Raw genomic sequence first — 20,301 nt, 5'->3', positions numbered from 1 at the left:
AAAATGACATCGATTCAACCGATTGAGCCGTCGACGACGCTCATCCCCGAGAAAAAAGGCGCGAAAAGCTACGCGATCACGATTCTGGTCGCCGCGCTCGTGATCATGGCGCCGATGGTGATCGGCGCGGCCGGCGGCAATTACTGGGTCCGCGTGCTCGACTTCGCGATGCTCTACGTGATGCTGGCGCTGGGGCTAAACGTGGTGGTCGGCTTCGCCGGCCTGCTGGACCTGGGCTATATCGCGTTCTACGCGGTCGGCGCTTATGTGGCGGCGTTGCTGTCGTCGCCGCAGTTGACCAATCAGTTCGAATGGATCGCGCACCTCGCGCCCGGCGGATTGCACGTCCCGTTCCTCCTGATCGTGCCCTGCGCGATGGCGCTCGCGGCGACCTTCGGCGTGCTGCTCGGCGCACCGACGCTGCGTCTGCGCGGCGACTACCTCGCGATCGTGACCTTGGGTTTCGGGGAAATCGTCCGGATCTTCATGAACAACCTCGATCGTCCGATCAACATCACGAACGGTCCGAAGGGCATTACCGGCATCGATCCGGTGACCGTCGCCGGCTTCAACCTCTCGCAGACGCACGAGTTCTTCGGACTGAAGTTCCCGTCCGTGTACATGTATTACTACCTGTTCGTGCTGTGCGCGCTGTTCGTGATCTGGGTCTGTACGCGCCTGCAGCACTCGCGTATCGGCCGCGCATGGGCCGCGATCCGCGAAGACGAAATCGCCGCCAAGGCGATGGGCATCAACACCCGTAACGTCAAGCTGCTCGCGTTCGCGATGGGCGCGTCGTTCGGCGGCTTGTCGGGCGCGATGTTCGGCGCGTTCCAGGGCTTCGTGTCGCCGGAATCGTTCACGTTCTGGGAATCGATCGTCGTGCTGGCCTGCGTGGTGCTCGGCGGCATGGGCCACATCCCCGGCGTGATTCTCGGCGCGGTGTTGCTTGCCGTGTTCCCCGAATTCCTGCGCTCGACGATGGGCCCGCTGCAAAACGCCATCTTTGGTCATCAGATCGTCGATACGGAAGTCATCCGTCAGTTGCTGTACGGCCTGGCGATGGTGCTGATCATGCTGTATCGCTCGGAAGGCCTGTGGCCCGCCGCAAAACACGAAGACAAGATCGCGAAGATCGCGAAGCGCGCTGGCAAGAAGCCGGTGCGCGCTTAAAGCGGGGGAACCAGACATGAGCGAACAACAAACTCGATTGTCCGTGCAGGGCGTCAACAAGCGCTTCGGCGGCTTGCAGGCGCTTTCCGACGTGCGTCTCGAAATCAAGGCGGGCGAGATTTACGGCCTGATCGGCCCGAACGGCGCCGGCAAGACGACGTTCTTCAACGTGATCACGGGCCTCTACACGCCGGATTCGGGCGTCTTCAAGCTCGACGGCGTGGCGTACACGCCGACTGCCGTCTATCAGGTGGCGCAGGCGGGCATTGCGCGCACGTTCCAGAACATTCGTCTCTTCGGCGGCATGACGGCGCTGGAAAACGTGATGGTCGGGCGCCACGTGCGCACGAAACACGGCCTGATCGGCGCGGTGTTCCAGACGCCGGCCGAACGGCGTGAAGAGCGCGAGATCAAGGAACGCGCGCTTGAGCTGCTCGAATACGTGGGCGTGCTGCAATACGCGGATTACACGTCGCGCAATCTGTCGTACGGGCACCAGCGGCGTCTGGAAATCGCGCGTGCATTGGCGACCGATCCGAAGCTGCTCGCACTCGATGAACCCGCCGCCGGCATGAACGCGACGGAAAAAGTGGAACTCACGCGCCTGCTCGACAAGATCCGCGCCGACGGCAAGACGATTCTGCTGATCGAACACGACGTGAAACTGGTGATGGGATTGTGCAACCGGATGACGGTGCTCGATTACGGCAAGGTGATCGCCGAGGGTCTGCCGCAGGACGTGCAGAAGGACCCGAAGGTGATCGAGGCATATCTGGGAGCAGGGGTCCACTGATGGCGACGACTAACGCGATGTTGAAAATCAAGGGCCTGCAGGTCAATTACGGCGGGATTCAGGCGGTCAAGGGTGTCGATCTGGAGGTCGGGCAGGGCGAACTCGTCACGCTGATCGGCGCGAACGGCGCGGGCAAGACCACGACGATGAAGGCCATTACGGGACTCAAGCCGTATTCGGCGGGTGACATCGAATACATGGGCCAGTCGATCAAGGGCGTGCCGACGCATGAGCTGCTCAAGCGCGGTCTCGCGATGGTGCCGGAAGGGCGCGGCATCTTCGCGCGGATGTCGATTCTGGAAAACATGCAGATGGGCGCGTACCTGCGCAACGATGCCGATCAGATCCAGAAAGACACCGACCGCATGTTCGGCTTCTTTCCGCGGCTGAAGGAACGCGCGTCGCAGTATGCGGGGACGCTTTCGGGCGGCGAACAGCAGATGCTGGCGATGGCGCGGGCGCTGTTGTCGCGTCCGAAACTGCTGCTGCTCGATGAGCCGTCGATGGGTCTCTCGCCGATCATGGTCGAAAAGATCTTCGAAGTGGTGCGCGAGATTTCGAGCGAAGGGCTGACGGTGTTGCTCGTGGAGCAGAACGCGCGGCTCGCGTTGCAGGCGGCGAATCGCGGCTATGTGATGGATTCGGGTCTCGTCACGATGACGGGCGACGCGAAGACGATGCTCGACGATCCGAAGGTGCGGGCGGCTTACCTGGGCGAGTGATTCGCGACAGGCTGCATCGAACGAAGAACCGCATGCGCTCGAAACGCATGCGGTTTTTTTACGCCGACGCCGACGCCGGCGCCGACTGAAGCCGCTTGCCGAAGCTCACGACTTCATCGGCGTGATAGCCGAGTTTGGCGTAGAACGCCTGCACGTCGGCTTTGCTGGCGAGAATCTGCAGATTCACCTTCGGACAGCCGCGCTTCGCCAGCTCGCTTTCCGCATGCTGGACCAGCGCGCGCCCGTAGCCGTTACCGCGCGCGGTTTCATCGACGGCCAGCGAATACAGCCATCCGCGATGTCCGTCGTAGCCCGCCATGATCGTGCCGATCACGCGCCCATCGACAACGCCCACGAAAAACAGCTCCGGTTGCGTCGCGAGCTTGTTCGCGATCGACACGCGCGGATCGCGCTGCGGCTTCGCGGGATCGGCGTATTCGGGGAACACGCGTCGCCAGAGCGCGATCACCGCATCGGCGTCGCGTGCGTCGAAAACGCGGATTCTCACAGCGAATCCAGCACGGTGCGCAGCATCGCCATCATCTGGTCGATTTCGTCCTTCGTCACATTCAGCGCGGGCATGAAGCGCAGGAGGTTCGGACGCGCCGCGTTCAGCAGCAGGCCGTCGGGCCCCATCAGACGCGCTTTCTCGACGATCTGCGCGCCGTTGTCCGAATCGAGCAGCAGCGCGCGCAAGAGGCCCTCGCCGCGCTCGCCCTTGAAGCCGCGTTCTTCCGAAAGCTGAAGCAGGTGCGACTTCAGATACTCGCCGCGCTCGCGCACGCCTTCGAGAAAACCGGGCGCCGTCATTTGCGAGATCACCGAATAGCCTACCGCCGTCATCAGCGGATTGCCGTTGTAGGTGCCGCCCTGATCGCCCGGCTCGAAGCACGCGATTTCGGCCTTCGCCAGCAGCGCCGCCAGCGGCACGCCGCCGCCGATGCCCTTGCCGAGCGTCATGATGTCCGGCTCGACGCCCGACAGTTCGTACGCGAACAGCGTGCCCGCGCGGCCACAACCGCTTTGCACTTCATCGACAATCAAGAGCAGGTTGTGCTTTTTCGTCAGCGCGCGCAGTTGCTGCATGAATTCGCGCGTCGCGGGAATCACACCGCCTTCGCCCTGGATCGGCTCGAGCATTACGCCAACGGTCTTATCCGTGATCAGCCGCTCGACCGACGCGATGTCGTTCAACTCGGCCTTCGGGAAGCCCGGCACCTGCGGCGCGTAGATCGTGTCCCAGCCGGCCTTGCCGCTCGCCGACATGGTCGCGAGCGTGCGGCCGTGGAAGCTGTGATCGAACGTGATGATCTCGTACGCGCCGCCCTTGAACTTCTTGCCCCACTTGCGCGAGAGCTTGATCGCGCCTTCGTTCGCTTCGGCGCCGCTGTTCGCGAAGAACACCTTGTCGAAGACACTGTGCTGCGTGAGCAAACCGGCTAGCTGCGCCATCGGCGCGTTGTAGAACGCCGGCGACGGGTTGATGAGCGTGCGCGCCTGCCTGTCCATCGCCTCGATCATGCCGTCGTTGCAGTGGCCGAGCGAGTTCACGGCCCAGCCCTGGATGAAGTCCAGATAGCGCTTGCCGGTGTTGTCGTAGAGCCATGAGCCTTTGCCGTGCGTGAACACGATTTCAGGGCGGTTCGTGATGAACATCAGCGATTCGACGGGGTACTCATTGAAATTCATGACAGCGGGCTCCACGAGAGCGACAACGATGGTTGAAAAAAGCGGCGTCGGAAAAAACAAAAGCCACGGGGTCCCGTGGCTTCATTTCGTGCGCATCGAACAGAACATGAGCGCGAATCCGTGACGAGCCAGCGGCATCCCTAGGGAAGCGGCGAGCGGCGACGTCGGAGGCTGGTCTGGATTTCGATCATTCGCGAAGGATACGATACGACGTTTGAGCGTGTAAACCTTAACGCGCGGATTTTCTGTCCGCGCGTTAAGGTGATCAGACCGGATGCGCGAGATCGGCGGCGCTAGTGAACGAATCCGCGTAGAACTCGTCTTCCGGTAGCCGGTGATGACTCGTAAAGTCGCGTTGCGCCGATTCCACCATCACCGGCGCGCCGCACGCGTACACCTGGTACGCGCTCAAGTCTGGCAGATCTTCGATGACAGCCCGATGAACGAAGCCCGTGCGGCCGGTCCAGCCATCGGTGGCGTCGGGTTCGGAGAGGACCGGCACGAACTTGAAGTTCGGCACGTCCTTCGCCCATTGCTCGGCGAGATCCATCATGTACAAGTCCTGCTTGCGACGGCCACCCCAGTAGAGCGTCATCGGGCGGTTCAGGTTATTGAACACCGCGTGTTCGATGATCGCCTTGATCGGCGCGAAGCCCGTGCCGGACGCGAGCAGCACGATCGGCTTCTCGGAGTCGTCGCGCAGGAAGAACGTGCCGAGCGGGCCTTCGAAGCGAAGAATGTCGCGCTCTTTCATCGCGCCGAAGACGTGATCGGTGAACGTGCCGCCGGGCATGTGACGGATGTGCAGTTCGAGCGGGCCTTCGTGATGCGGCGGGCTTGCCATCGAATAGCTGCGGCGCTTGCCGTCCTTCAGGATGAACTCGATGTACTGGCCGGCGAGGTATTGCAGCCGCTCGTTGGCGGGCAACTGCAATTTGAGCTCGACGACGTCGGCGGCCTTGCGTTCGAGCGCGTTGACGCGGCAGGGCAGCTTCTTCACCTGCACGTCGCCGACGCCCGCGACTTCGCGCACGTCGATTTCGAGGTCGGTTTGCGCGGTCGCGCAGCAGAAAAGCGCCATGCCGCGCGTCTTTTCATCGTTCGACAACGCCGACGACGAGTGCGGCGCCTGTTCGACCTCGCCGCTCACGATGGTGCCCTTGCACGAACCACACGCGCCGTTCTTGCAGCCGTACGGCAGGCCGATGCCCTGGCGGAGGGCGGCGATGAGCACCGCTTCGTCGGGTTCCACTTGAAACTGCCGGCCGCTTTGCCGGAGCGTTACGTTGAAAGCCATAGATCGTTATGAGTTGGAGGGTGTTCAATCCTGCTTCATGACAGGCGGCATGCCGCGGCTACAATGCACGACATGATTGCCACTCGAATCCTGCGCCGCGCGCGCGTGTTGATCGTCGGCTGCGGCGATGTCGGGCTGCGCGCCGTGCCGCTCTTCAAGACGCGCGCCGCGGCGCCCCGCGTCATCGCGCTCACAAGCCATCGCGAACGGGTCGCCGAACTGCGCGCGGCGGGCACGACGCCGATCTGCGGCGATCTCGACGACCGCGCCAGCCTCGCGCGCCTCGCCGGGATATCGACGACCGTGCTGCACCTCGCGCCGCCGCAAAAGGACGGCAACATCGACCGCCGCACGCAGGCGCTGATCGCTGCATTGTCCACGCGGAGGCGCAGCGTCGCGCGCGGCACGGCGAGTGCAACAGCGCCGTTTCGTGCATGGCGAGCCTGGTTTCGCGCGAATGCGAAAGAGCCGCGAAAGGTCCGCAAAACTCCGTCCATTGTACCCGACGCACCTTTCCCGACCACGCGTATCCGCCTCGTCTACGCGAGCACGACGGGCGTCTACGGGGACTGCGGCGGTGCGCTTATCGACGAGACGCGGCCCGTGCGTCCCGGGAACGCGCGCGCGAAGCGGCGGGTTTCGGCCGAATCGCAACTGCGGCGCGCGGCCGTGCGCGGTGGCTGGCGTATATCGATCGTGCGGATTCCGGGCATCTACGCGGGCAATCGCCTGCCGATTGCGCGCATCGAAAGGGGCATGCCAGCGCTCGTCGCCGACGAAGACGTCTTTACGAACCACATCCACGCCGACGATCTCGCCGCCATCCTCGTGCGCTCACTCGCGCGCGCGAAACCGCAACGCGCGCTCAACGCATCGGACGATACCGATCTGCCCATGGGAGATTACTTCGACCGCGTCGCCGACGCGAAAGGCATGCCGCGCGTGCCTCGCATCACGCGGGAAGAAGCCCAACGGGTTCTCGAACCGATTACGCTGTCGTTCATGCGCGAATCGCGGCGCCTCACCAATACGCGGCTCAAGCGCGAACTCGGTTACGACTTGCGCTATTCCACCGTCGACGATTTCCTGCGCCGCTAGATCAGCGCCGGAATCGTTTCGAGCAGCACGAAGCACAGCAAAGCGCCAATCAGCGCGCCGATGAGATTCGGCTCGTACTTGTGACGCCTGTGCATCGTGAAAGCCAACGCCCCGATCAATACCGCACTCAGCGCGACGAACGCCACGAGCGCGACGGTCAAATGGGAGACCATGATGCCCTCCAGCTTTTTTGATAGTTCGTTTTCAGTACCCGTGATTCGAGTATAAGTGTGACCTTTCAATAAGGCATGCTGCGCTGCAACGCCCGGCGGTAGGTGCTTTCACCGATTTGCATGATCGTTCTATTCGTTAATGGCGAGAACCGTCTGGTTACGCACCAAAAGCAACACTTATTCCCGCCGCAGGGCCGCGAGTTCCGCCTCGTCAAGCCAGCACCATTGGCCTTCGGCGAGCGTCGCAGGCAGCTCGAATCCGCCGATGCGCGCGCGATGCAGCTTCTCCACCCGATTGCCCGCCGCCGCGACCATTCGCTTCACCTGGTGGTATTTGCCTTCGAGCACGGTCAGTTCCAGCAGACGCTCGTCGCGCTGATGCGCCGCGAGCGCCGCGCTCGGTTTCGATTCGCCGTGCAGCAACACGCCGTCGCGCAGGGCGGCGAGCTGCGCGTCGTCGATCGGATGACGCGTCGTCGCGAGATAGACCTTCGGCACCTTCCTTTTCGGCGACGTGAACGCATGGACGAACGCGCCGTCATCGGACAGGAGCAGAAGGCCGGTCGTGTCCTGATCGAGCCGGCCGACGCACTGCACGCCGCGCGTCGTCAATTGCGGCGGCAGCAGGTGAAACACACTTAAATGATGCTGCGGATCGCGCGAGCACTCGTAGCCCGCAGGCTTGTTCAGCGCGAGATATGCCTTCTCGCGATACCGCCAGCGCTCCCCATCGACTTCGAAATCGAGCGGTGAAAGTGTGGGGAAGTCGGTGGCGGGATCGGTCAGGATTTCGCCGCCGATCCGCACGCGGCCGTCGGCGATGATCGCGCGGCACTGGCGGCGCGACCCGAAACCTTGAGAAAAGAGAATGCGTTCGAGATCCATCGGAATCGCCGGAAGTGAGGCGCGCATTTTAACAATGCGTCGATCCGGCGAAGAAACGCGCCGCCCGGCCATGCGGGCGGCGTGCCACACGGCGATGCGCTCCGGCTACTCGGACCGCGCGCCCAGGCAAAGCGGCGTCACTGCATGTCGATGCGCCCGTACACGCCGTCCTTTTCGTCGTTCGGACCAGCGGCGAAGAACAGCGTGTTCGACGGCTGCGCATTGAGATCGTTGCCGAACGCGATGCCCCACAGGCCGGGCTGCACGAATGCCGCGCCGCTCGAATTCTGCAGCGTGCCGACGAACTGGCCGCTCGACGGATCGAACGCGTTGATCGTGCCGTCGCCGAAATTGCCGACGAGGATATCGTTGGAAAGCGTGCCGAAGTTGCCCGGCGCCTGCGAGACGCCCCACGGCGCGTTGAGCTGCATCGCATGTTCGAGGCGCATCAGCAGGTTGCCGCTCGTATCGAAGACGTCGACGAAACCGAGGCCGGGGCCCGCGACGTCGTCATGGGCGTCGCTGTCCTGTTGCGCGTAGGTCACATAGAGCTTCGGGCCGATCGCCTGGATGCCGAACGGCGCGAAGTTCGCCGGGATCTGCGGGTCCTGGAAGGCGTTCGGGAGCGCGATCTTGTTGAACGCGTTGTCGAAAACGTCGATGCGGCGGTTGTGGAAGTCGGTCGCGTAGAGGCGGGCGGCGCCGTTCGCGCTGCCGATCGCGAGACCTTTGTAGACGGCGCCGGACGCGCTGGAATCGGAGACGGTGATCGCGTGGGTCAGGTCGACGCTCGGCGACCATGCCGTGATCGAGCCGCCTTCGCCCGCGAAGATGAACGCCGCAGCGCCCGATTTGCCTCCTTTCGAGGCGATGAAATCCGTTGTGCTGCCGTTGAAGACGATGCCGGTCGGACTGGCGGGGCCGGATGCCGTCGCCGGAATGCTCACCACCAGCGACTGCACGACGCCGTTGCCGTCGTAGAGCGTGGCCGTCTGCGTGGCGTTGTTGGCGACCCACACGAAGCCCTTCGGGTTGAACGCGACGCCCCAGGCATTTTTTAGATTCGCGTCGGTGTGCGGCGCGGCGACGGCGCCGTCGGAGACGAGGATTGTCGATTTGAATTGCGTGGCCATCGGATGGTCCGAGCCGCCGCACGAGGCGAGGCTCAGTGCCGCTAGTGCGGTCAACACGACGGCCAAGGTAATTCCGCGCAGCGCTCCTGATTTCATGATGACGACCTCCGGCGCATCCGCGCCCGCAGTGGTTACGTCATCTCTAAACGTTTGCGCGTGGGGGGTTATTCCGGTGGGAAGGTGGTTGAAAGGTGGAATGTCGCGGTGGAAGTCGGCGGGATCGCAGGTCGTTTCACGTCGTTTGGTCGTGCAATCCTTTCCGCTGGTCAGCGGCCGCGCACATTCATGAACTGCTGAAACTTCGGTACTGGCGTCCTCGCGCGGACGCGCGGCGGCGCGCTCAATGAGCCTCGCCGCGACCTTTCGATACCGTCGGGACGCCCCAGCCGAACAAGGTGAACTTGGACTGCTTGTGCTGAGTATCGTCGGTTTGTGGGCGCTCGATGGCCTTCGGCGGCGAACCCGCCGCAACGTACGTTTTTGGCGGCGGCGCGGACGGAGCGGTCTTCGGCTGCGAGGACGCGTGCCGCAGCAGCGCCAGCGCCTGCGGACTACGCGCGTCGATGGAGAGCGCGCGATTCGCGTTCCGGACCACACACGTCGATGCCTTCGACGCCGCGCAATTCCGCGCGCGTTGTATCGCGGCATCGCGCTGGGCTTCGAGACGCGTCAGACGATCGGCCAGGCGCTGGATTTCCGCGCTGTCTTGCTGGCTCGCGGGGACGGTCTGAAGTTGCCGGCGGGCACCCGCGAGATCGCGGGACGCGAGCGAGCGGCGGATGTCGGAGGCCGTGCGGGTCGGGACGGCGGGGCGCTGGGTGCTGGTGGCGGTTCGTGGTGGGGCGGCGGGGTTTGCCTCGAGCGCGGGCTGCTGAACGACGTCCGCCGAGGCTGTGCGCGCCGGGGCGGTCAGGCTTGCCGTGGGAGCGGGCTGCTGCACGCCGTCTGCGGAAGCGGTGCGAGTCGGAGCGGTGGGGCTTGCCGGGGTGCCGGACTGCTGCACCGCGTCTGCAGGCGCAGTGCGCGCTGAAGCGGTAGAGTCGGCCGGGGTGGCAAGCTGCTGCGCGGTTTCCGCGGAAGTGGTGTGAGCGGGCGCGCTGAGGCTCGCTGATGGGGCGGACTGCCGCGCGATGTCCGCCGAGGCTGTGCGCGCCGGAGCGGCCGGGTTTGTCGGTGCAGCAGATGCGGTGCGCGCGGAAGCCGCGCTCGACGTCGCAGCTTTAGCGACGACCGACGGCGAATTCATCGCGACACTCGTCGACGGTTGTGCCTGAACCACCGCACTACGGGACGCCTGCGTGTTCGCCTCGCTCGCCGCCACTTGACCCGACGCCGCCGCGCCAGCCGATTTCGCCGCAGGCAGCGAGCCAATCAGAGCACCCGGCGGCGTCCCGCGCCCGTCAGCGACTGCGCCAGGCGCTTGCCCCGCCGGCGCAATCGATCCGCCCGCACTCTGCGCCGCGGTCAACGCAGGCGGTCGCGCCGGCGTGCGCACATTGGAATGCAGCATCAACCCGAGGCCCAGCCCCACCACGACGATGCCGCCCATCGCAATCGTGCGCACAGGTACGCGCCGCCGCTCGACAACCGGCTCGGGCGCGCCTTGCTCCTGCTCACGCAGGCTCGGATACACGAGGCTGTTCTTGCGCACCATCGTCACGAGCCAGCCAGCGCGCGGCAGTTCCTCGATGAGTGTCTGACGATCGGACGTGAAGATCGCGCCTTCGCGATCAGCGCCGCAGAAGGGGCAGGTATCGTCCTCGCTTCTCGACGTTGCGCCGCATCGCGCGCAGATCACGGAATCGAGCTGCAGAGAGTATTTGGAACGAATCATGCCGTACCCGGTGGAGTCCGGCCCGGACGAACGGCGTCCGGGCGCAACGATTCTCGCCGCAGAATAACTCAGTAAGCCGAACAATCGGCGTGTGGAGCAGCAAAAAAGTCAACAAAGGCTCGTTGCGCGGCCCATTGTCGTTGTTTCGCTGTGCGATGTCAGCGATCGCATTCGCAGCGGCGAGTGCAACGATTCTGGCAGCGAAACATTCTTAAGACCAGCGCCGGAATGCGTGGATTCGTATGAGGGAAAAGCTAAAAGCGAGAGGGGATTTTTACAGCGAGCGTCTGAAGCGACGCGAGAGAGTTGGTGCCCAGGGCCGGAATCGAACCGGCACGCCTTGCGGCGGGGGATTTTGAGTCCCCTGCGTCTACCAATTTCACCACCTGGGCAACCGCACTTACTGACCTTCGAAGACTTGCGAGACCGGCGCTCCGTTCAAAGGCACGACAGTCGGCAAGTCAGCGATTATGTCGGAAATTCGGGACGGAGGCAAGGGCGCCGCGGTCCCGCGATGCACCGCGCTTACTGGCTCAGATACGTGAACTGCCCGTTCCTGATCACGCCCATCACACTCGCGCGCTGATCCAGTCCGACGTGATCGGTCGCGCTCGTGTTGACCACGCCGTTCGGTACGACCAGCTCGTGCGCGTGCTCCAGCTCCGAGCGCAGCGCGACGCGAAACGCCTTTGTCCCCGGCTGACCGGCCTTGAGCGCACGCGTGACAGCGTCGGTGAGACGCGGGTAGACGCCCGCCGCATCGCCTGCGAACTGCGTAACCGAGCCCGGCCCGTACTTCCCCTCGTACGCATTCACGAACGCAAGCGCCGCCTTCTTTGAAGGATGATCGGCGGGCAGCGTCCGCGCGACGACTACCGGCTGCGTCGGGAACAGCGTCCCTTCGACGTCCTTGCTGCCCAGCTTGATGAATTCCGGCGTCGCGATGCCGTGCGTCTGGTAGATCGCGCCCTTGTACCCGCGCTCGACGAGCGTACGCTGCGGCAGCACCGTCGGCGTTCCGGCGCCGGCGATCAGCACCGCGTCCGGCTTCGCGGCCATCAGTTTGAGAATCTGGCCGGTGACGCTCGCATCGGTCCGGTTGAAGCGTTCCGCCGCGACTATCCTGATATGCCGCAAGTCGGCGAATTTCGAGAACTCGTTGAACCAGCTATCGCCGTAGCTATCGGCGAAACCGATGAAACCCACCGTCTTTACGCCGTGATTCGCCATGTAGCGCGTCATGACGTCGGCCATCGCGCGGTCGGTCTGCGCCATCTTGAACGCCCACACCTTCTTGCCTTCCTGCGGCTCCACGACCGACGCCGAGCCGATCAGCGTGATCATCGGCGTCTCGTATTCGGCGACCGGATCGAGCGCCGCCAGCGCGGCCGGCGTGATGTTCGGCCCAACGATCACGTCTGCCTTGTCCTCGGTGATCAGCTTGCGGATGTTGCGCACGGCGGCGCCGGGGTCGGAGCCATCGTCGAGGATCAGATATTCGGCGTCGAGTCCGGCGATGGTTTTCGGCCACATCAGCATCGCGTTCTTGCTCGTGATGCCGATGGCGGCGGCCGGCCCCGTGCTCGACAGATCGATGCCGACCTTCAACTGGGCCTGTGCCGCCGCGCTGGCAATGGCCAAAGCACTCAAAACGGCGAATCGGTGAAGCAACTTCATTGGCGGGTCTCCGTGGCGGAAGGGTTGAATTCGTTATTTTTACCGGCCAAAACCGGCGAAGACGACGTTTGGGGGCAAGCTCACAGCTCGTAGCTTTCGTGTTCCCCGGAAAGCGCCTGCTCGATCAGCTTGCGGTTCATCGACGGCGAGAGCAGCTCGACGAGCGTATACACGTAACTGCGCAGATACGCGCCTTGCTTGAGGGCGAGCCGCGTCACGTTGGTCCCGAACAGATGGCCGACGGGCATCGCGCGCAGGTGTTTGTCGCGCTCGGGATTGAACGCGATATCGGCCATGATCCCGACGCCCAGCCCCAGTTCGACGTATGTCTTGATGACATCGGCGTCGATCGCTTCGAGCACGATATCCGGGGCCAGGTTGCGTAGCGCGAACGCCTGGTTGATCTTCGAGCGGCCGGCGAACGCGGCGTCGTAGGTGATCAGCGGGTACTGGACGATATCGTCGAGCGTCAGGAGCTTGCGTTCGAGCAACGGGTGATCCGGCAGCATCACGGCGAGGTGTTGCCACTGAAAGCACGGCAGCGAGACGAGTTCCTTATAGTTGGCGATCGCTTCCGTGGCGATGGCGATGTCCGCCTGATCGTGGATCACCATTTCGGCGACCTGCGTCGGGCTGCCCTGCAGAATCGACAGATGCACCTTCGGGTAGCGTTTCTTGAACTCCGCGATGGCGGCGGGCAGCGAGTAGCGCGCCTGCGTATGCGTCGCGGCAATTACAAGCCTGCCCTGATCCTGCGCAGCGTAATCTTTACCGACGCGTTTGAGCGTCTCCACTTCCTGCAGTATTTTTTCCACCGAGGCGAGGATGATCCGCCCCGGCTCGGTGAGCGAGCGCACGCGCTTGCCGTGGCGCGTGAAGATTTCGACGCCCAGCTCGTCCTCCAGCTCGATGATCGCCTTGGAAACGCCCGGCTGCGACGTAAAAAGCGCCTTCGCCGCCTCGGTGAGGTTGAAGTTCTGGCGCACGGCCTCGCGGACGAAGCGGAACTGATGCAGGTTCATTTATAACCCAGTCGCATATCAAAGTAATTTTTCAGTCGTTTGCTATATAAAGAAAGTTTATTACGATTTGTCCAATTTTTCCAATTTCCATATCTGTATTTGTCATTAGCAAATGAGCGTTTGGTCTGAACGACGCTCCCCGCTTTTGACTCAATGGGAATCGAGGTGCGGCGTGTGCACGCGTCGCGCGAGACAAAAACTTGGGGTCCCCGAATGTACCAATACGATCAGATCGACCAGACCATCGTCGACGAACGCGTCGCTCAATACAGCGACCAGGTCCGCCGCCGGCTGTCGGGCGAGTTGAGCGAAGAGGAATTCCGTCCGCTGCGCCTGCAGAACGGTCTCTATATGCAGCGCCACGCGTACATGCATCGCATCGCGATTCCGTACGGCAACCTGCGCAGCGACCAGATGCGCGTCCTGGCGACGATCGCGCGCGAGCACGACCGCGGCTACGGCCACTTCTCGACGCGCACGAACATCCAGTTCAACTGGATCGAGCTCGAGGAAACGCCGGAGATCCTGAGAAAGCTCGCAGCGGTCCAGATGCACGGCATTCAGACCTCGGGCAATTGCATCCGCAACATCACCGCCGATCAGTTCGCGGGCGTCGCCCCCGACGAAATCGTCGATCCGCGTCCTTGGGCTGAAGTGCTGCGCCAGTGGTCGACGTTTCACCCCGAATTTGCGTGGCTGCCGCGCAAGTTCAAGATCGCCGTGTGCGGCTCGCTCGAAGACCGCGCGGCCACGCAAGTGCACGATCTCGGCGTCTATCTGAAGAAGGACGCGAACGGTGAAGTCGTCGCGAGCATTCTCGCGGGCGGCGGGCTCGGTCGCACGCCGATCGTCGGCGCTGTCATCAAGGAAGACCTGCCATGGCAGCACTTGCTGACCTACTGCGAAGCCGTGCTGCGCGTCTACAACCGCTACGGCCGCCGCGACAATATGTACAAGGCGCGCATCAAGATTCTCGTGAAGGCGCTCTCGCCCGAGAAATTCGCGAAGCAGGTCGAGGAAGAATGGCTGCACCTGAAGGACGGCCCGTCGACGCTCACGCAGGAAGAAATCGACCGTGTCTCGCAATACTTCGTGCCGCCCGCCTACGACAAGCTGCCGGATACCGACGCCTCGTATGAAAAGCATCTGATCGACAGCAAGCCGTTCGCGCGCTGGGTCGAGCGCAACGTGCGTCCGCACAAGGTGTCGGGGTACGCGTCGGTGACGCTGTCGCTCAAGCCGACGAACATCGCCCCCGGCGACGCCACCGACAAGCAGATGGACGACGTCGCCGATCTCGCCGACGAATTCTCCTTCGGCGAAATCCGCGTGTCGCACGAGCAGAACCTGATTCTCGCGAACGTGAAGAAGCGCGATCTGTACGCCGTGTGGGAACGCGCGAAGGCGGTCGGTTTCGCGACGTCGAACATCGGCTTGCTGACCGACATCATTGCGTGTCCAGGCGGCGATTTCTGCTCGCTCGCGAACGCGAAGTCGATCCCGATCGCGCTCGCCATTCAGGCGCGCTTCAACGATCTCGACTTCGTGCACGACCTCGGCGACCTGACGCTCAATATCTCCGGCTGCATCAACGCGTGCGGACATCACCACATCGGCAACATCGGCGTGCTGGGTGTGGATAAGGACGGCTCCGAGTGGTATCAGGTGACGCTCGGCGGCGAGCAAAGCTCGGGCGCGACCGGCGCGCATCTGGGCAAGGTGATCGGCCCGTCGTTCTCGGCGGAAGAAATGCCCGAAGTCGTGACGCAGGTGATCGACACGTTCGTCGAGAACCGCATGGACGGCGAGCACTTCATCGAGACGTTCAACCGCATCGGCATGGCGCCGTTCAAGGATCGCGTGTACGCGTCGCGCCAGGCGCACGCTTGATCACACGACCCAATCGAGGAAATTGCAGATGGCTTTGATTATCAAGAACCGCGCCGTGGTCAATGACGACTGGTCCGTCGTGCGTGCCGCCGAAGACGGCGCACTGCCCGCAGTCGATGCGTTGCCCGCCGGCCGGGTAATCGTGCCCTTTTCGCTGTGGAAAGAGCAAAAGGACGCTTTGGTGGCGTCGCGTTCGAAGGACGAACTGGGCGTGTGGCTTGCGCCTGACGACGAACCCGCGGACGTCGTCGCGGATTTCGACAAGATCGCGCTGATCGCCGTCGACTTCCCGGTGTTCCGGGATGGCCGCGGCTTCTCCATCGGCCGCTTGCTCCGCGAGCGCTATCAGTGGGCGGGCGAACTGCGCGCGATCGGCGACGTGCTGCGCGACCAGTTGCTGTTCCACGCGCGCTGCGGCTTCGACGCCTTCGCCGTACGCGAAGACAAGGACATCAACGACGCACTGAAAGCCTTCGACGAATTCACCGAACGCTATCAGGGCGCGACCGACAATCTTGAACCGCTGTTCCGTCGCCGCGCCGCACGCGCTGCGGGAGCCGCTCGATGACACCTGAACTGCAAGCCAAGGTTGAACGCCTCGACGCGCTGCTCGATTCGATTGCAGCGCGCCACGAGAGCGTCAAGCTAGCCAGCAGCCTCGCCGCCGAAGACATGCTGCTCACGCATGCCATTCTTTCGCGCGGCGTGAAGATCGGCATCTTCTCGCTGAACACGGGGCGCCTGCACGCTGAGACGGTGGGCATGTACGACCGCGTGAAGGAACGCTACGGCTATGACATCGAGCAGTTTCATCCGCAGCCGGAAGCGGTCGAAGCGTATGTGCGCGATCACGGTTTGAACGCGTTCTACGAAAGCGTCGAGCTGCGCAAGGACTGCTGCGGGATTCGCAAGGTCGAGCCGCTCAACCGCGCGTTGAAGGACGTGAGCGCGTGGGTGACCGGCCAGCGCCGCGAGCAATCGGTGACGCGTGTCGAGCTGCATGAAGAAGAGCACGACGCGCCGCGCAATATCGCGAAGTTCAATCCGCTCGCGGACTGGACCGAAGCAGAAGTGTGGGACTACCTGAAAGCCTTCGATGTTCCCGTGAATCCGCTGCATGCGCGCGGTTATCCGAGCATCGGCTGCGAACCGTGCACGCGCGCGATTCGTCCCGGCGAGGACAGCCGCGCCGGACGCTGGTGGTGGGAATCGCGCGATACGAAGGAATGCGGCCTGCACGTCACGAATATCAAGATCGTCGCTGAGGAAGCACCCAGTTCGGCGATCTGACGACAAGGCGCGCGAACGACGCGCCGTCGCGATAAGCAAGAAACCTCTGTCATTGAAACGCAGCGCCTTCGCCACAAGCTGAAAGTGATGCAAAGAAAAGGATCGACGAATATGAGCACCACGCTCGACTCAACCGTCACCGCCCCGATCGCCAACACGGCGACGCGGATGGACCACCTCGACTGGCTCGAAGCCGAGTCGATTCACATCCTGCGCGAACTCGTCGCCGAATGCAGCAAGCCGGCGCTCCTGTTCTCGGGCGGCAAGGATTCGGTCGTCGTCCTTCATCTGGCGCTCAAGGCGTTCGGTCTCGGCGGCGGTCGCAAGACGCAACTGCCGTTCCCGCTCGTACATATCGACACGGGCCACAACTTCGACGAAGTGATCGACTTCCGCGATCGTCGCGCGCAGGAAATCGGCGCGGAACTCGTGGTCGGCCACGTCGAGGATTCGATCAAAAAAGGCACGGTGCGCCTGCGCCGCGAGACGGATTCGCGCAATGCCGCGCAAGCCGTGACGCTGCTCGAAACCATCGAGCAATACGGCTATACCGCGATGATCGGCGGCGCGCGTCGCGACGAAGAGAAGGCGCGCGCCAAAGAACGCATCTTCTCGTTCCGCGACGAATTCGGCCAGTGGGACCCGAAGGCGCAGCGCCCGGAATTGTGGAGCATCTACAACGCGCGACTGCATGCGGGCGAACATCTGCGCGTGTTCCCGATCTCGAACTGGACTGAACTCGACGTGTGGCAATACATCGCGCGCGAAAAGCTCGACCTGCCGTCGATCTACTACGCGCATGAGCGCGAGATCGTGCGTCGCAACGGCCTGCTCGTGCCGGTCACGCCGCTCACGCCCGTGCGCGACGGCGAAACCGCCGAAGTCGCGCAAGTGCGCTTTCGCACGGTCGGCGACATCAGCTGCACGTGCCCGGTATCGAGCGATGCGGACGATGTCGAGAAGATCATCGCCGAAACCGCCGTGACGGAAATCACGGAGCGCGGCGCCACGCGGATGGACGACCAGGCGTCGGAAGCCGCGATGGAACAGCGCAAGAAGCAAGGCTATTTCTAAGCATCACGCCAAAGGAAAACGGATCATGAGTATTTATCAAGCGGAAGACCTCGGCGTGTTGCGATTCATCACGGCGGGCAGCGTCGACGACGGCAAAAGCACGCTGATCGGCCGCCTGCTTTACGACAGCAAGGCTGTGCTGTCGGATCAGCTCTCGGCGCTCTCGCGTGCGAAGAACAAGCGTACCGTCGGCGACGAAATTGATCTGTCGCTGTTGACGGACGGACTCGAAGCCGAGCGCGAGCAGGGCATCACGATCGATGTCGCGTACCGCTATTTCGCGACCGCGAAGCGCAAGTTCATCATCGCCGACACGCCGGGCCACGAGCAGTACACGCGCAACATGGTGACGGGCGCATCGACCGCGCACGCCGCGATCATTCTGGTCGATGCGACGCGCGTCACGTTCGTCGATGGCGTCGCGCAATTGTTGCCGCAGACCAAGCGCCACAGCGCGATCGTCAAGCTGCTGGACCTGCAGCATGTGATCGTCGCGATCAACAAGATGGACCTCGTCGAATACAGCGAAGCGCGTTTTAACGAAATCCGCGACGCGTACGTCGAACTCGCGCGTCAGCTTGGGATCGCGAATGTGCGTTTCGTGCCGGTGTCGGCGTTGAAGGGCGACAACATCGTGACCGCAAGCGAGCGCATGCCGTGGTACGCGGGCGAGCCGCTGCTCGACCTGCTCGAAGCGCTGCCCGTCACACAGCCGACCGATCAGGCGCTGCGCTTTCCGGTGCAGTGGGTCGCGCGCCAGGACGGCAGCCAGGCCGACGACTTCCGCGGCTACATGGGCCGCGTGGAAGCGGGCGAAGTGCGCATCGGCGATTTCGTAACCGTGCTGCCCGCGAACCGCGAAGCGACGGTCGCCGAGATCATCGCGCCGGTGCCGGGCGGGGTCGCGCAGGTGGATCGCGCGTTCGCCGGCCAGACGGTGACGATCCGTCTCGCGGAAGACATCGATGTCTCGCGCGGCGATACGTTCGTGCCGCGCGCGTCGAAGGTCGAGCCCGCGAAGAAGATCGAAGCGGACCTCTGCTGGTTCGACGAAGAGCCGCTCTCGCCGCAACGCAAGTACTTGTTGAAGCAGACGACGAACACCGTGTTCGCGCGCATCGGTGCGATCAAGGAAGTGCTCGACGTGCATACGCTTTCGCACGCAATCGATCGCCACGATCTCGCGATGAACGACATCGGCCGCGTGTCGCTGACGCTGCAAAAGCCGCTCGTCGCCGATGCTTACGACACGCACCAGGGCACCGGCGCGTTCGTGCTGATCGACGAAGCGACGCATCATACGGTCGCGGCCGGCATGATCCGCTCGTTCTCGGCTTGATGGTCCGAAGGTGAGTGCAATGGGCAAGGTCTATCTGATCGGCGCGGGGCCGGGTGCCGCGGACCTCATCACGGTGCGCGGCGCGAAACTCTTGAGCCGCGCCGACGTCGTGCTGCACGACGCGCTGATTGAACCGGCGATGCTCGACTACGCGCCGGACGCGCGCCGGATCGCGGTCGGCAAGCGGTGCGGCCAGCGCTCGACGGCGCAGCATTTCATCAACAAGCAGATCGTCGATGCGGCGCGGGAGCATGAGGTCGTCGTGCGTCTGAAGGGCGGCGATCCGATGCTGTTCGGCCGCGCCGACGAAGAGATGCGCGCTCTGGAAGCAGCGGGGATCGAGTACGAAGTGGTGCCCGGGATCACGGCGGCGCTGGCGAGTGCGGCGACGCTGAAGCGTTCGCTGACGTTGCGTGGCGTGTCGCGCAGTGTCGCGCTCGCGACGCACAGTCGCGCGCCCGACAGCGACGAGATCCGCGAGCAGGCCAGCGCCGATTCGCTCGTGTTCTACATGGGCCGTGACAGCGCGCCGGACATCGCGCGGCAATTGATCGACGCGGGCCGCGCGGGATCGACGCCGGTCGCGATCGTCGAGGCATGCAGCACGCCGCGCGAACGCACGCTGACACTCACACTCGATCGCATGGCGCGGGGTGAAGCGCAGGATTGGCTCGATGCGTCGCAGCCGAGCTTGCTGATGATTGGCGAGGCGTTTGCGGAGCGGGCATCTGCGTCTGCTGCTGTTTCGAAGGTGCTGCAGATCGCGGCTTGATAGCGCAACGACAGACACAAAAAAACGCACCGGAGACGGTGCGTTTTTTCTTGGTGCGGCTTCTACGAACCCACCTGCCTGACGCAGTAATCAGCAACCGCATCCAGCACGCCGTCATCCTCGCCAACCGCCGTCGCGCAATGAATCGTCAGATAAGGATGCGCTGAACGACATTGATCGATGACCAGCGGAAGATCGCGCCGCACATGTCCGCCCTGGCCGAAGAACACTGGCACGACGGTGACCGTATCGCAACCATCGAGGGCGAGCGCGGCGACCGCCGTCGGCAGATCGGGCATCATCAGTTCGAGAAACGCGAGCGAAACCGGATCGCTGCGCGTCGCGCGCAGCTTCGTTGCGAGCCGTTCAAACGGCTCCGCCCAGCGCGGATCGCGCGCCCCGTGACCGAACAGGATGATGCCGTGCTTGCTCATGCGTGG

General features: G+C 63.6%; 20 protein-coding genes and 1 tRNA gene. 10 read left to right on the top strand and 11 right to left on the bottom strand.

Annotated elements, in window-relative coordinates:
* Positions 1-3: 3 nt before the first annotated feature.
* Genes AWB65_RS00845 through AWB65_RS00835 form a run of 3 tightly spaced genes read left to right on the top strand, consistent with a single transcriptional unit; the run spans position 4 to position 2,688 of the window.
* Entirely contained in the window at positions 4-1,173 is a 1,170-nt protein-coding gene (locus AWB65_RS00845; RefSeq protein ID WP_087665337.1) for an ABC transporter permease subunit, read from the top strand.
* A 16-nt stretch (positions 1,174-1,189) separates the two neighbouring features.
* A complete protein-coding gene (locus AWB65_RS00840) occupies positions 1,190-1,966 on the top strand; it encodes an ABC transporter ATP-binding protein (protein WP_087655276.1) in 777 nt (258 codons plus the stop codon).
* Entirely contained in the window at positions 1,966-2,688 is a 723-nt protein-coding gene (locus AWB65_RS00835; protein WP_181505497.1) for an ABC transporter ATP-binding protein, read from the top strand. Before AWB65_RS00840 ends, AWB65_RS00835 begins: the two co-directional genes overlap by 1 nt.
* Positions 2,689-2,746: 58 nt before the next feature.
* Here AWB65_RS00835 and AWB65_RS00830 read toward each other — a convergent pair whose 3' ends face one another.
* From AWB65_RS00830 to AWB65_RS00820, 3 genes are all read right to left on the bottom strand, one after another.
* The gene (locus AWB65_RS00830) at positions 2,747-3,196 is read right to left on the bottom strand and encodes a GNAT family acetyltransferase (RefSeq protein ID WP_087665336.1); all 450 of its coding nucleotides are present in this window, start codon (positions 3,194-3,196) and stop codon (positions 2,747-2,749) included.
* A complete protein-coding gene (locus tag AWB65_RS00825) occupies positions 3,193-4,377 on the bottom strand; it encodes an acetylornithine transaminase (protein ID WP_087655274.1) in 1,185 nt (394 codons plus the stop codon). The genes AWB65_RS00830 and AWB65_RS00825 overlap by 4 nt, the downstream gene beginning before the upstream one ends.
* Before the next feature lie 265 nt (positions 4,378-4,642).
* A complete protein-coding gene (locus AWB65_RS00820) occupies positions 4,643-5,674 on the bottom strand; it encodes a CDP-6-deoxy-delta-3,4-glucoseen reductase (protein WP_087665335.1) in 1,032 nt (343 codons plus the stop codon).
* Positions 5,675-5,746: 72 nt separating this feature from the next.
* Here AWB65_RS00820 and AWB65_RS00815 point away from each other — a divergent pair, with 72 nt between their 5' ends.
* Complete coding sequence (locus AWB65_RS00815; RefSeq protein ID WP_087665676.1) at positions 5,747-6,772, top strand: NAD-dependent epimerase/dehydratase family protein; 1,026 nt, start codon at positions 5,747-5,749, stop codon at positions 6,770-6,772.
* On the opposite strand, the gene AWB65_RS36600 is transcribed toward AWB65_RS00815, so the two are convergent.
* The 7 genes from AWB65_RS36600 to AWB65_RS00785 form a co-directional block, all read right to left on the bottom strand.
* Entirely contained in the window at positions 6,769-6,945 is a 177-nt protein-coding gene (locus tag AWB65_RS36600; protein ID WP_200821642.1) for a hypothetical protein, read from the bottom strand. The genes AWB65_RS00815 and AWB65_RS36600 overlap by 4 nt on opposite strands.
* A 177-nt stretch (positions 6,946-7,122) precedes the next feature.
* On the bottom strand, positions 7,123-7,830 hold the full coding sequence (locus AWB65_RS00810) for a pseudouridine synthase (protein ID WP_087665334.1): 708 nt from the start codon (positions 7,828-7,830) through the stop codon (positions 7,123-7,125).
* A gap of 137 nt (positions 7,831-7,967) precedes the next feature.
* Positions 7,968-9,059 carry a TIGR03118 family protein gene (locus AWB65_RS00805; RefSeq protein WP_087665333.1) on the bottom strand — a complete coding sequence of 364 codons (1,092 nt, stop codon included), beginning with the start codon at positions 9,057-9,059 and terminating at the stop codon, positions 7,968-7,970.
* A gap of 244 nt (positions 9,060-9,303) precedes the next feature.
* Positions 9,304-10,797 (bottom strand): hypothetical protein, encoded by a 1,494-nt coding sequence (locus AWB65_RS00800; protein WP_087665332.1) that lies wholly within the window; start codon positions 10,795-10,797, stop codon positions 9,304-9,306.
* A gap of 307 nt (positions 10,798-11,104) precedes the next feature.
* Positions 11,105-11,189 (bottom strand) — tRNA-Leu (locus tag AWB65_RS00795).
* A 133-nt stretch (positions 11,190-11,322) separates the two neighbouring features.
* The gene (locus tag AWB65_RS00790) at positions 11,323-12,474 is read right to left on the bottom strand and encodes an ABC transporter substrate-binding protein (protein WP_087665331.1); all 1,152 of its coding nucleotides are present in this window, start codon (positions 12,472-12,474) and stop codon (positions 11,323-11,325) included.
* An 80-nt stretch (positions 12,475-12,554) separates the two neighbouring features.
* Positions 12,555-13,496 (bottom strand): CysB family HTH-type transcriptional regulator, encoded by a 942-nt coding sequence (locus AWB65_RS00785; RefSeq protein WP_087655270.1) that lies wholly within the window; start codon positions 13,494-13,496, stop codon positions 12,555-12,557.
* A 213-nt stretch (positions 13,497-13,709) separates the two neighbouring features.
* On the opposite strand from AWB65_RS00785, the gene AWB65_RS00780 reads away from it, so the two are divergent.
* The 6 genes from AWB65_RS00780 (at position 13,710) to cobA (ending at position 19,861) form a co-directional block, all read left to right on the top strand.
* Positions 13,710-15,386, top strand: a complete 1,677-nt coding sequence (locus AWB65_RS00780; protein WP_087665330.1) for a nitrite/sulfite reductase — start codon at positions 13,710-13,712, stop codon at positions 15,384-15,386.
* Positions 15,387-15,414: 28 nt separating this feature from the next.
* Positions 15,415-15,954, top strand: a complete 540-nt coding sequence (locus AWB65_RS00775; RefSeq protein WP_087665329.1) for a DUF934 domain-containing protein — start codon at positions 15,415-15,417, stop codon at positions 15,952-15,954.
* On the top strand, positions 15,951-16,676 hold the full coding sequence (locus tag AWB65_RS00770; protein WP_087665328.1) for a phosphoadenylyl-sulfate reductase: 726 nt from the start codon (positions 15,951-15,953) through the stop codon (positions 16,674-16,676). The genes AWB65_RS00775 and AWB65_RS00770 overlap by 4 nt, the downstream gene beginning before the upstream one ends.
* A 111-nt stretch (positions 16,677-16,787) precedes the next feature.
* Positions 16,788-17,750 (top strand): sulfate adenylyltransferase subunit CysD, encoded by a 963-nt coding sequence (gene cysD, locus AWB65_RS00765; protein ID WP_087665327.1) that lies wholly within the window; start codon positions 16,788-16,790, stop codon positions 17,748-17,750.
* 25 nt (positions 17,751-17,775) lie between these two features.
* Positions 17,776-19,089, top strand: a complete 1,314-nt coding sequence (locus AWB65_RS00760; protein ID WP_087665326.1) for a sulfate adenylyltransferase subunit 1 — start codon at positions 17,776-17,778, stop codon at positions 19,087-19,089.
* Between the two features lie 19 nt (positions 19,090-19,108).
* Positions 19,109-19,861, top strand: a complete 753-nt coding sequence (gene cobA, locus AWB65_RS00755) for a uroporphyrinogen-III C-methyltransferase (protein WP_087665325.1) — start codon at positions 19,109-19,111, stop codon at positions 19,859-19,861.
* A 62-nt stretch (positions 19,862-19,923) separates the two neighbouring features.
* Here cobA and AWB65_RS00750 read toward each other — a convergent pair whose 3' ends face one another.
* Complete coding sequence (locus tag AWB65_RS00750) at positions 19,924-20,295, bottom strand: sirohydrochlorin chelatase (protein ID WP_087665324.1); 372 nt, start codon at positions 20,293-20,295, stop codon at positions 19,924-19,926.
* Positions 20,296-20,301: the final 6 nt, after the last annotated feature.

It is taken from the genome of Caballeronia humi, assembly GCF_001544475.1.
GTDB classification, from domain to species: domain Bacteria; phylum Pseudomonadota; class Gammaproteobacteria; order Burkholderiales; family Burkholderiaceae; genus Caballeronia; species Caballeronia humi.
This window is presented reverse-complemented; position numbering and strand designations above follow the sequence as displayed.

Excerpts from the sequence above, each read along its gene's own strand:
- AWB65_RS00840 (WP_087655276.1), top strand. The coding sequence starts at position 1,190 with ATGAGCGAACAACAAACTCGATTGTCCGTGCAGGGCGTCAACAAGCGC.
- AWB65_RS00785 (WP_087655270.1), bottom strand. The coding sequence starts at position 13,496 with ATGAACCTGCATCAGTTCCGCTTCGTCCGCGAGGCCGTGCGCCAGAAC.
- AWB65_RS00750 (WP_087665324.1), bottom strand. The coding sequence starts at position 20,295 with ATGAGCAAGCACGGCATCATCCTGTTCGGTCACGGGGCGCGCGATCCG.
- AWB65_RS00825 (WP_087655274.1), bottom strand. The coding sequence starts at position 4,377 with ATGAATTTCAATGAGTACCCCGTCGAATCGCTGATGTTCATCACGAAC.
- AWB65_RS00770 (WP_087665328.1), top strand. The coding sequence starts at position 15,951 with ATGACACCTGAACTGCAAGCCAAGGTTGAACGCCTCGACGCGCTGCTC.
- cobA (WP_087665325.1), top strand. The coding sequence starts at position 19,109 with ATGGGCAAGGTCTATCTGATCGGCGCGGGGCCGGGTGCCGCGGACCTC.
- AWB65_RS00800 (WP_087665332.1), bottom strand. The coding sequence starts at position 10,797 with ATGATTCGTTCCAAATACTCTCTGCAGCTCGATTCCGTGATCTGCGCG.
- AWB65_RS00835 (WP_181505497.1), top strand. The coding sequence starts at position 1,966 with ATGGCGACGACTAACGCGATGTTGAAAATCAAGGGCCTGCAGGTCAAT.
- AWB65_RS36600 (WP_200821642.1), bottom strand. The coding sequence starts at position 6,945 with ATGGTCTCCCATTTGACCGTCGCGCTCGTGGCGTTCGTCGCGCTGAGT.
- AWB65_RS00805 (WP_087665333.1), bottom strand. The coding sequence starts at position 9,059 with ATGAAATCAGGAGCGCTGCGCGGAATTACCTTGGCCGTCGTGTTGACC.
- AWB65_RS00810 (WP_087665334.1), bottom strand. The coding sequence starts at position 7,830 with ATGGATCTCGAACGCATTCTCTTTTCTCAAGGTTTCGGGTCGCGCCGC.
- cysD (WP_087665327.1), top strand. The coding sequence starts at position 16,788 with ATGAGCACCACGCTCGACTCAACCGTCACCGCCCCGATCGCCAACACG.
- AWB65_RS00775 (WP_087665329.1), top strand. The coding sequence starts at position 15,415 with ATGGCTTTGATTATCAAGAACCGCGCCGTGGTCAATGACGACTGGTCC.
- AWB65_RS00815 (WP_087665676.1), top strand. The coding sequence starts at position 5,747 with ATGATTGCCACTCGAATCCTGCGCCGCGCGCGCGTGTTGATCGTCGGC.
- AWB65_RS00780 (WP_087665330.1), top strand. The coding sequence starts at position 13,710 with ATGTACCAATACGATCAGATCGACCAGACCATCGTCGACGAACGCGTC.
- AWB65_RS00845 (WP_087665337.1), top strand. The coding sequence starts at position 4 with ATGACATCGATTCAACCGATTGAGCCGTCGACGACGCTCATCCCCGAG.
- AWB65_RS00760 (WP_087665326.1), top strand. The coding sequence starts at position 17,776 with ATGAGTATTTATCAAGCGGAAGACCTCGGCGTGTTGCGATTCATCACG.
- AWB65_RS00790 (WP_087665331.1), bottom strand. The coding sequence starts at position 12,474 with ATGAAGTTGCTTCACCGATTCGCCGTTTTGAGTGCTTTGGCCATTGCC.
- AWB65_RS00820 (WP_087665335.1), bottom strand. The coding sequence starts at position 5,674 with ATGGCTTTCAACGTAACGCTCCGGCAAAGCGGCCGGCAGTTTCAAGTG.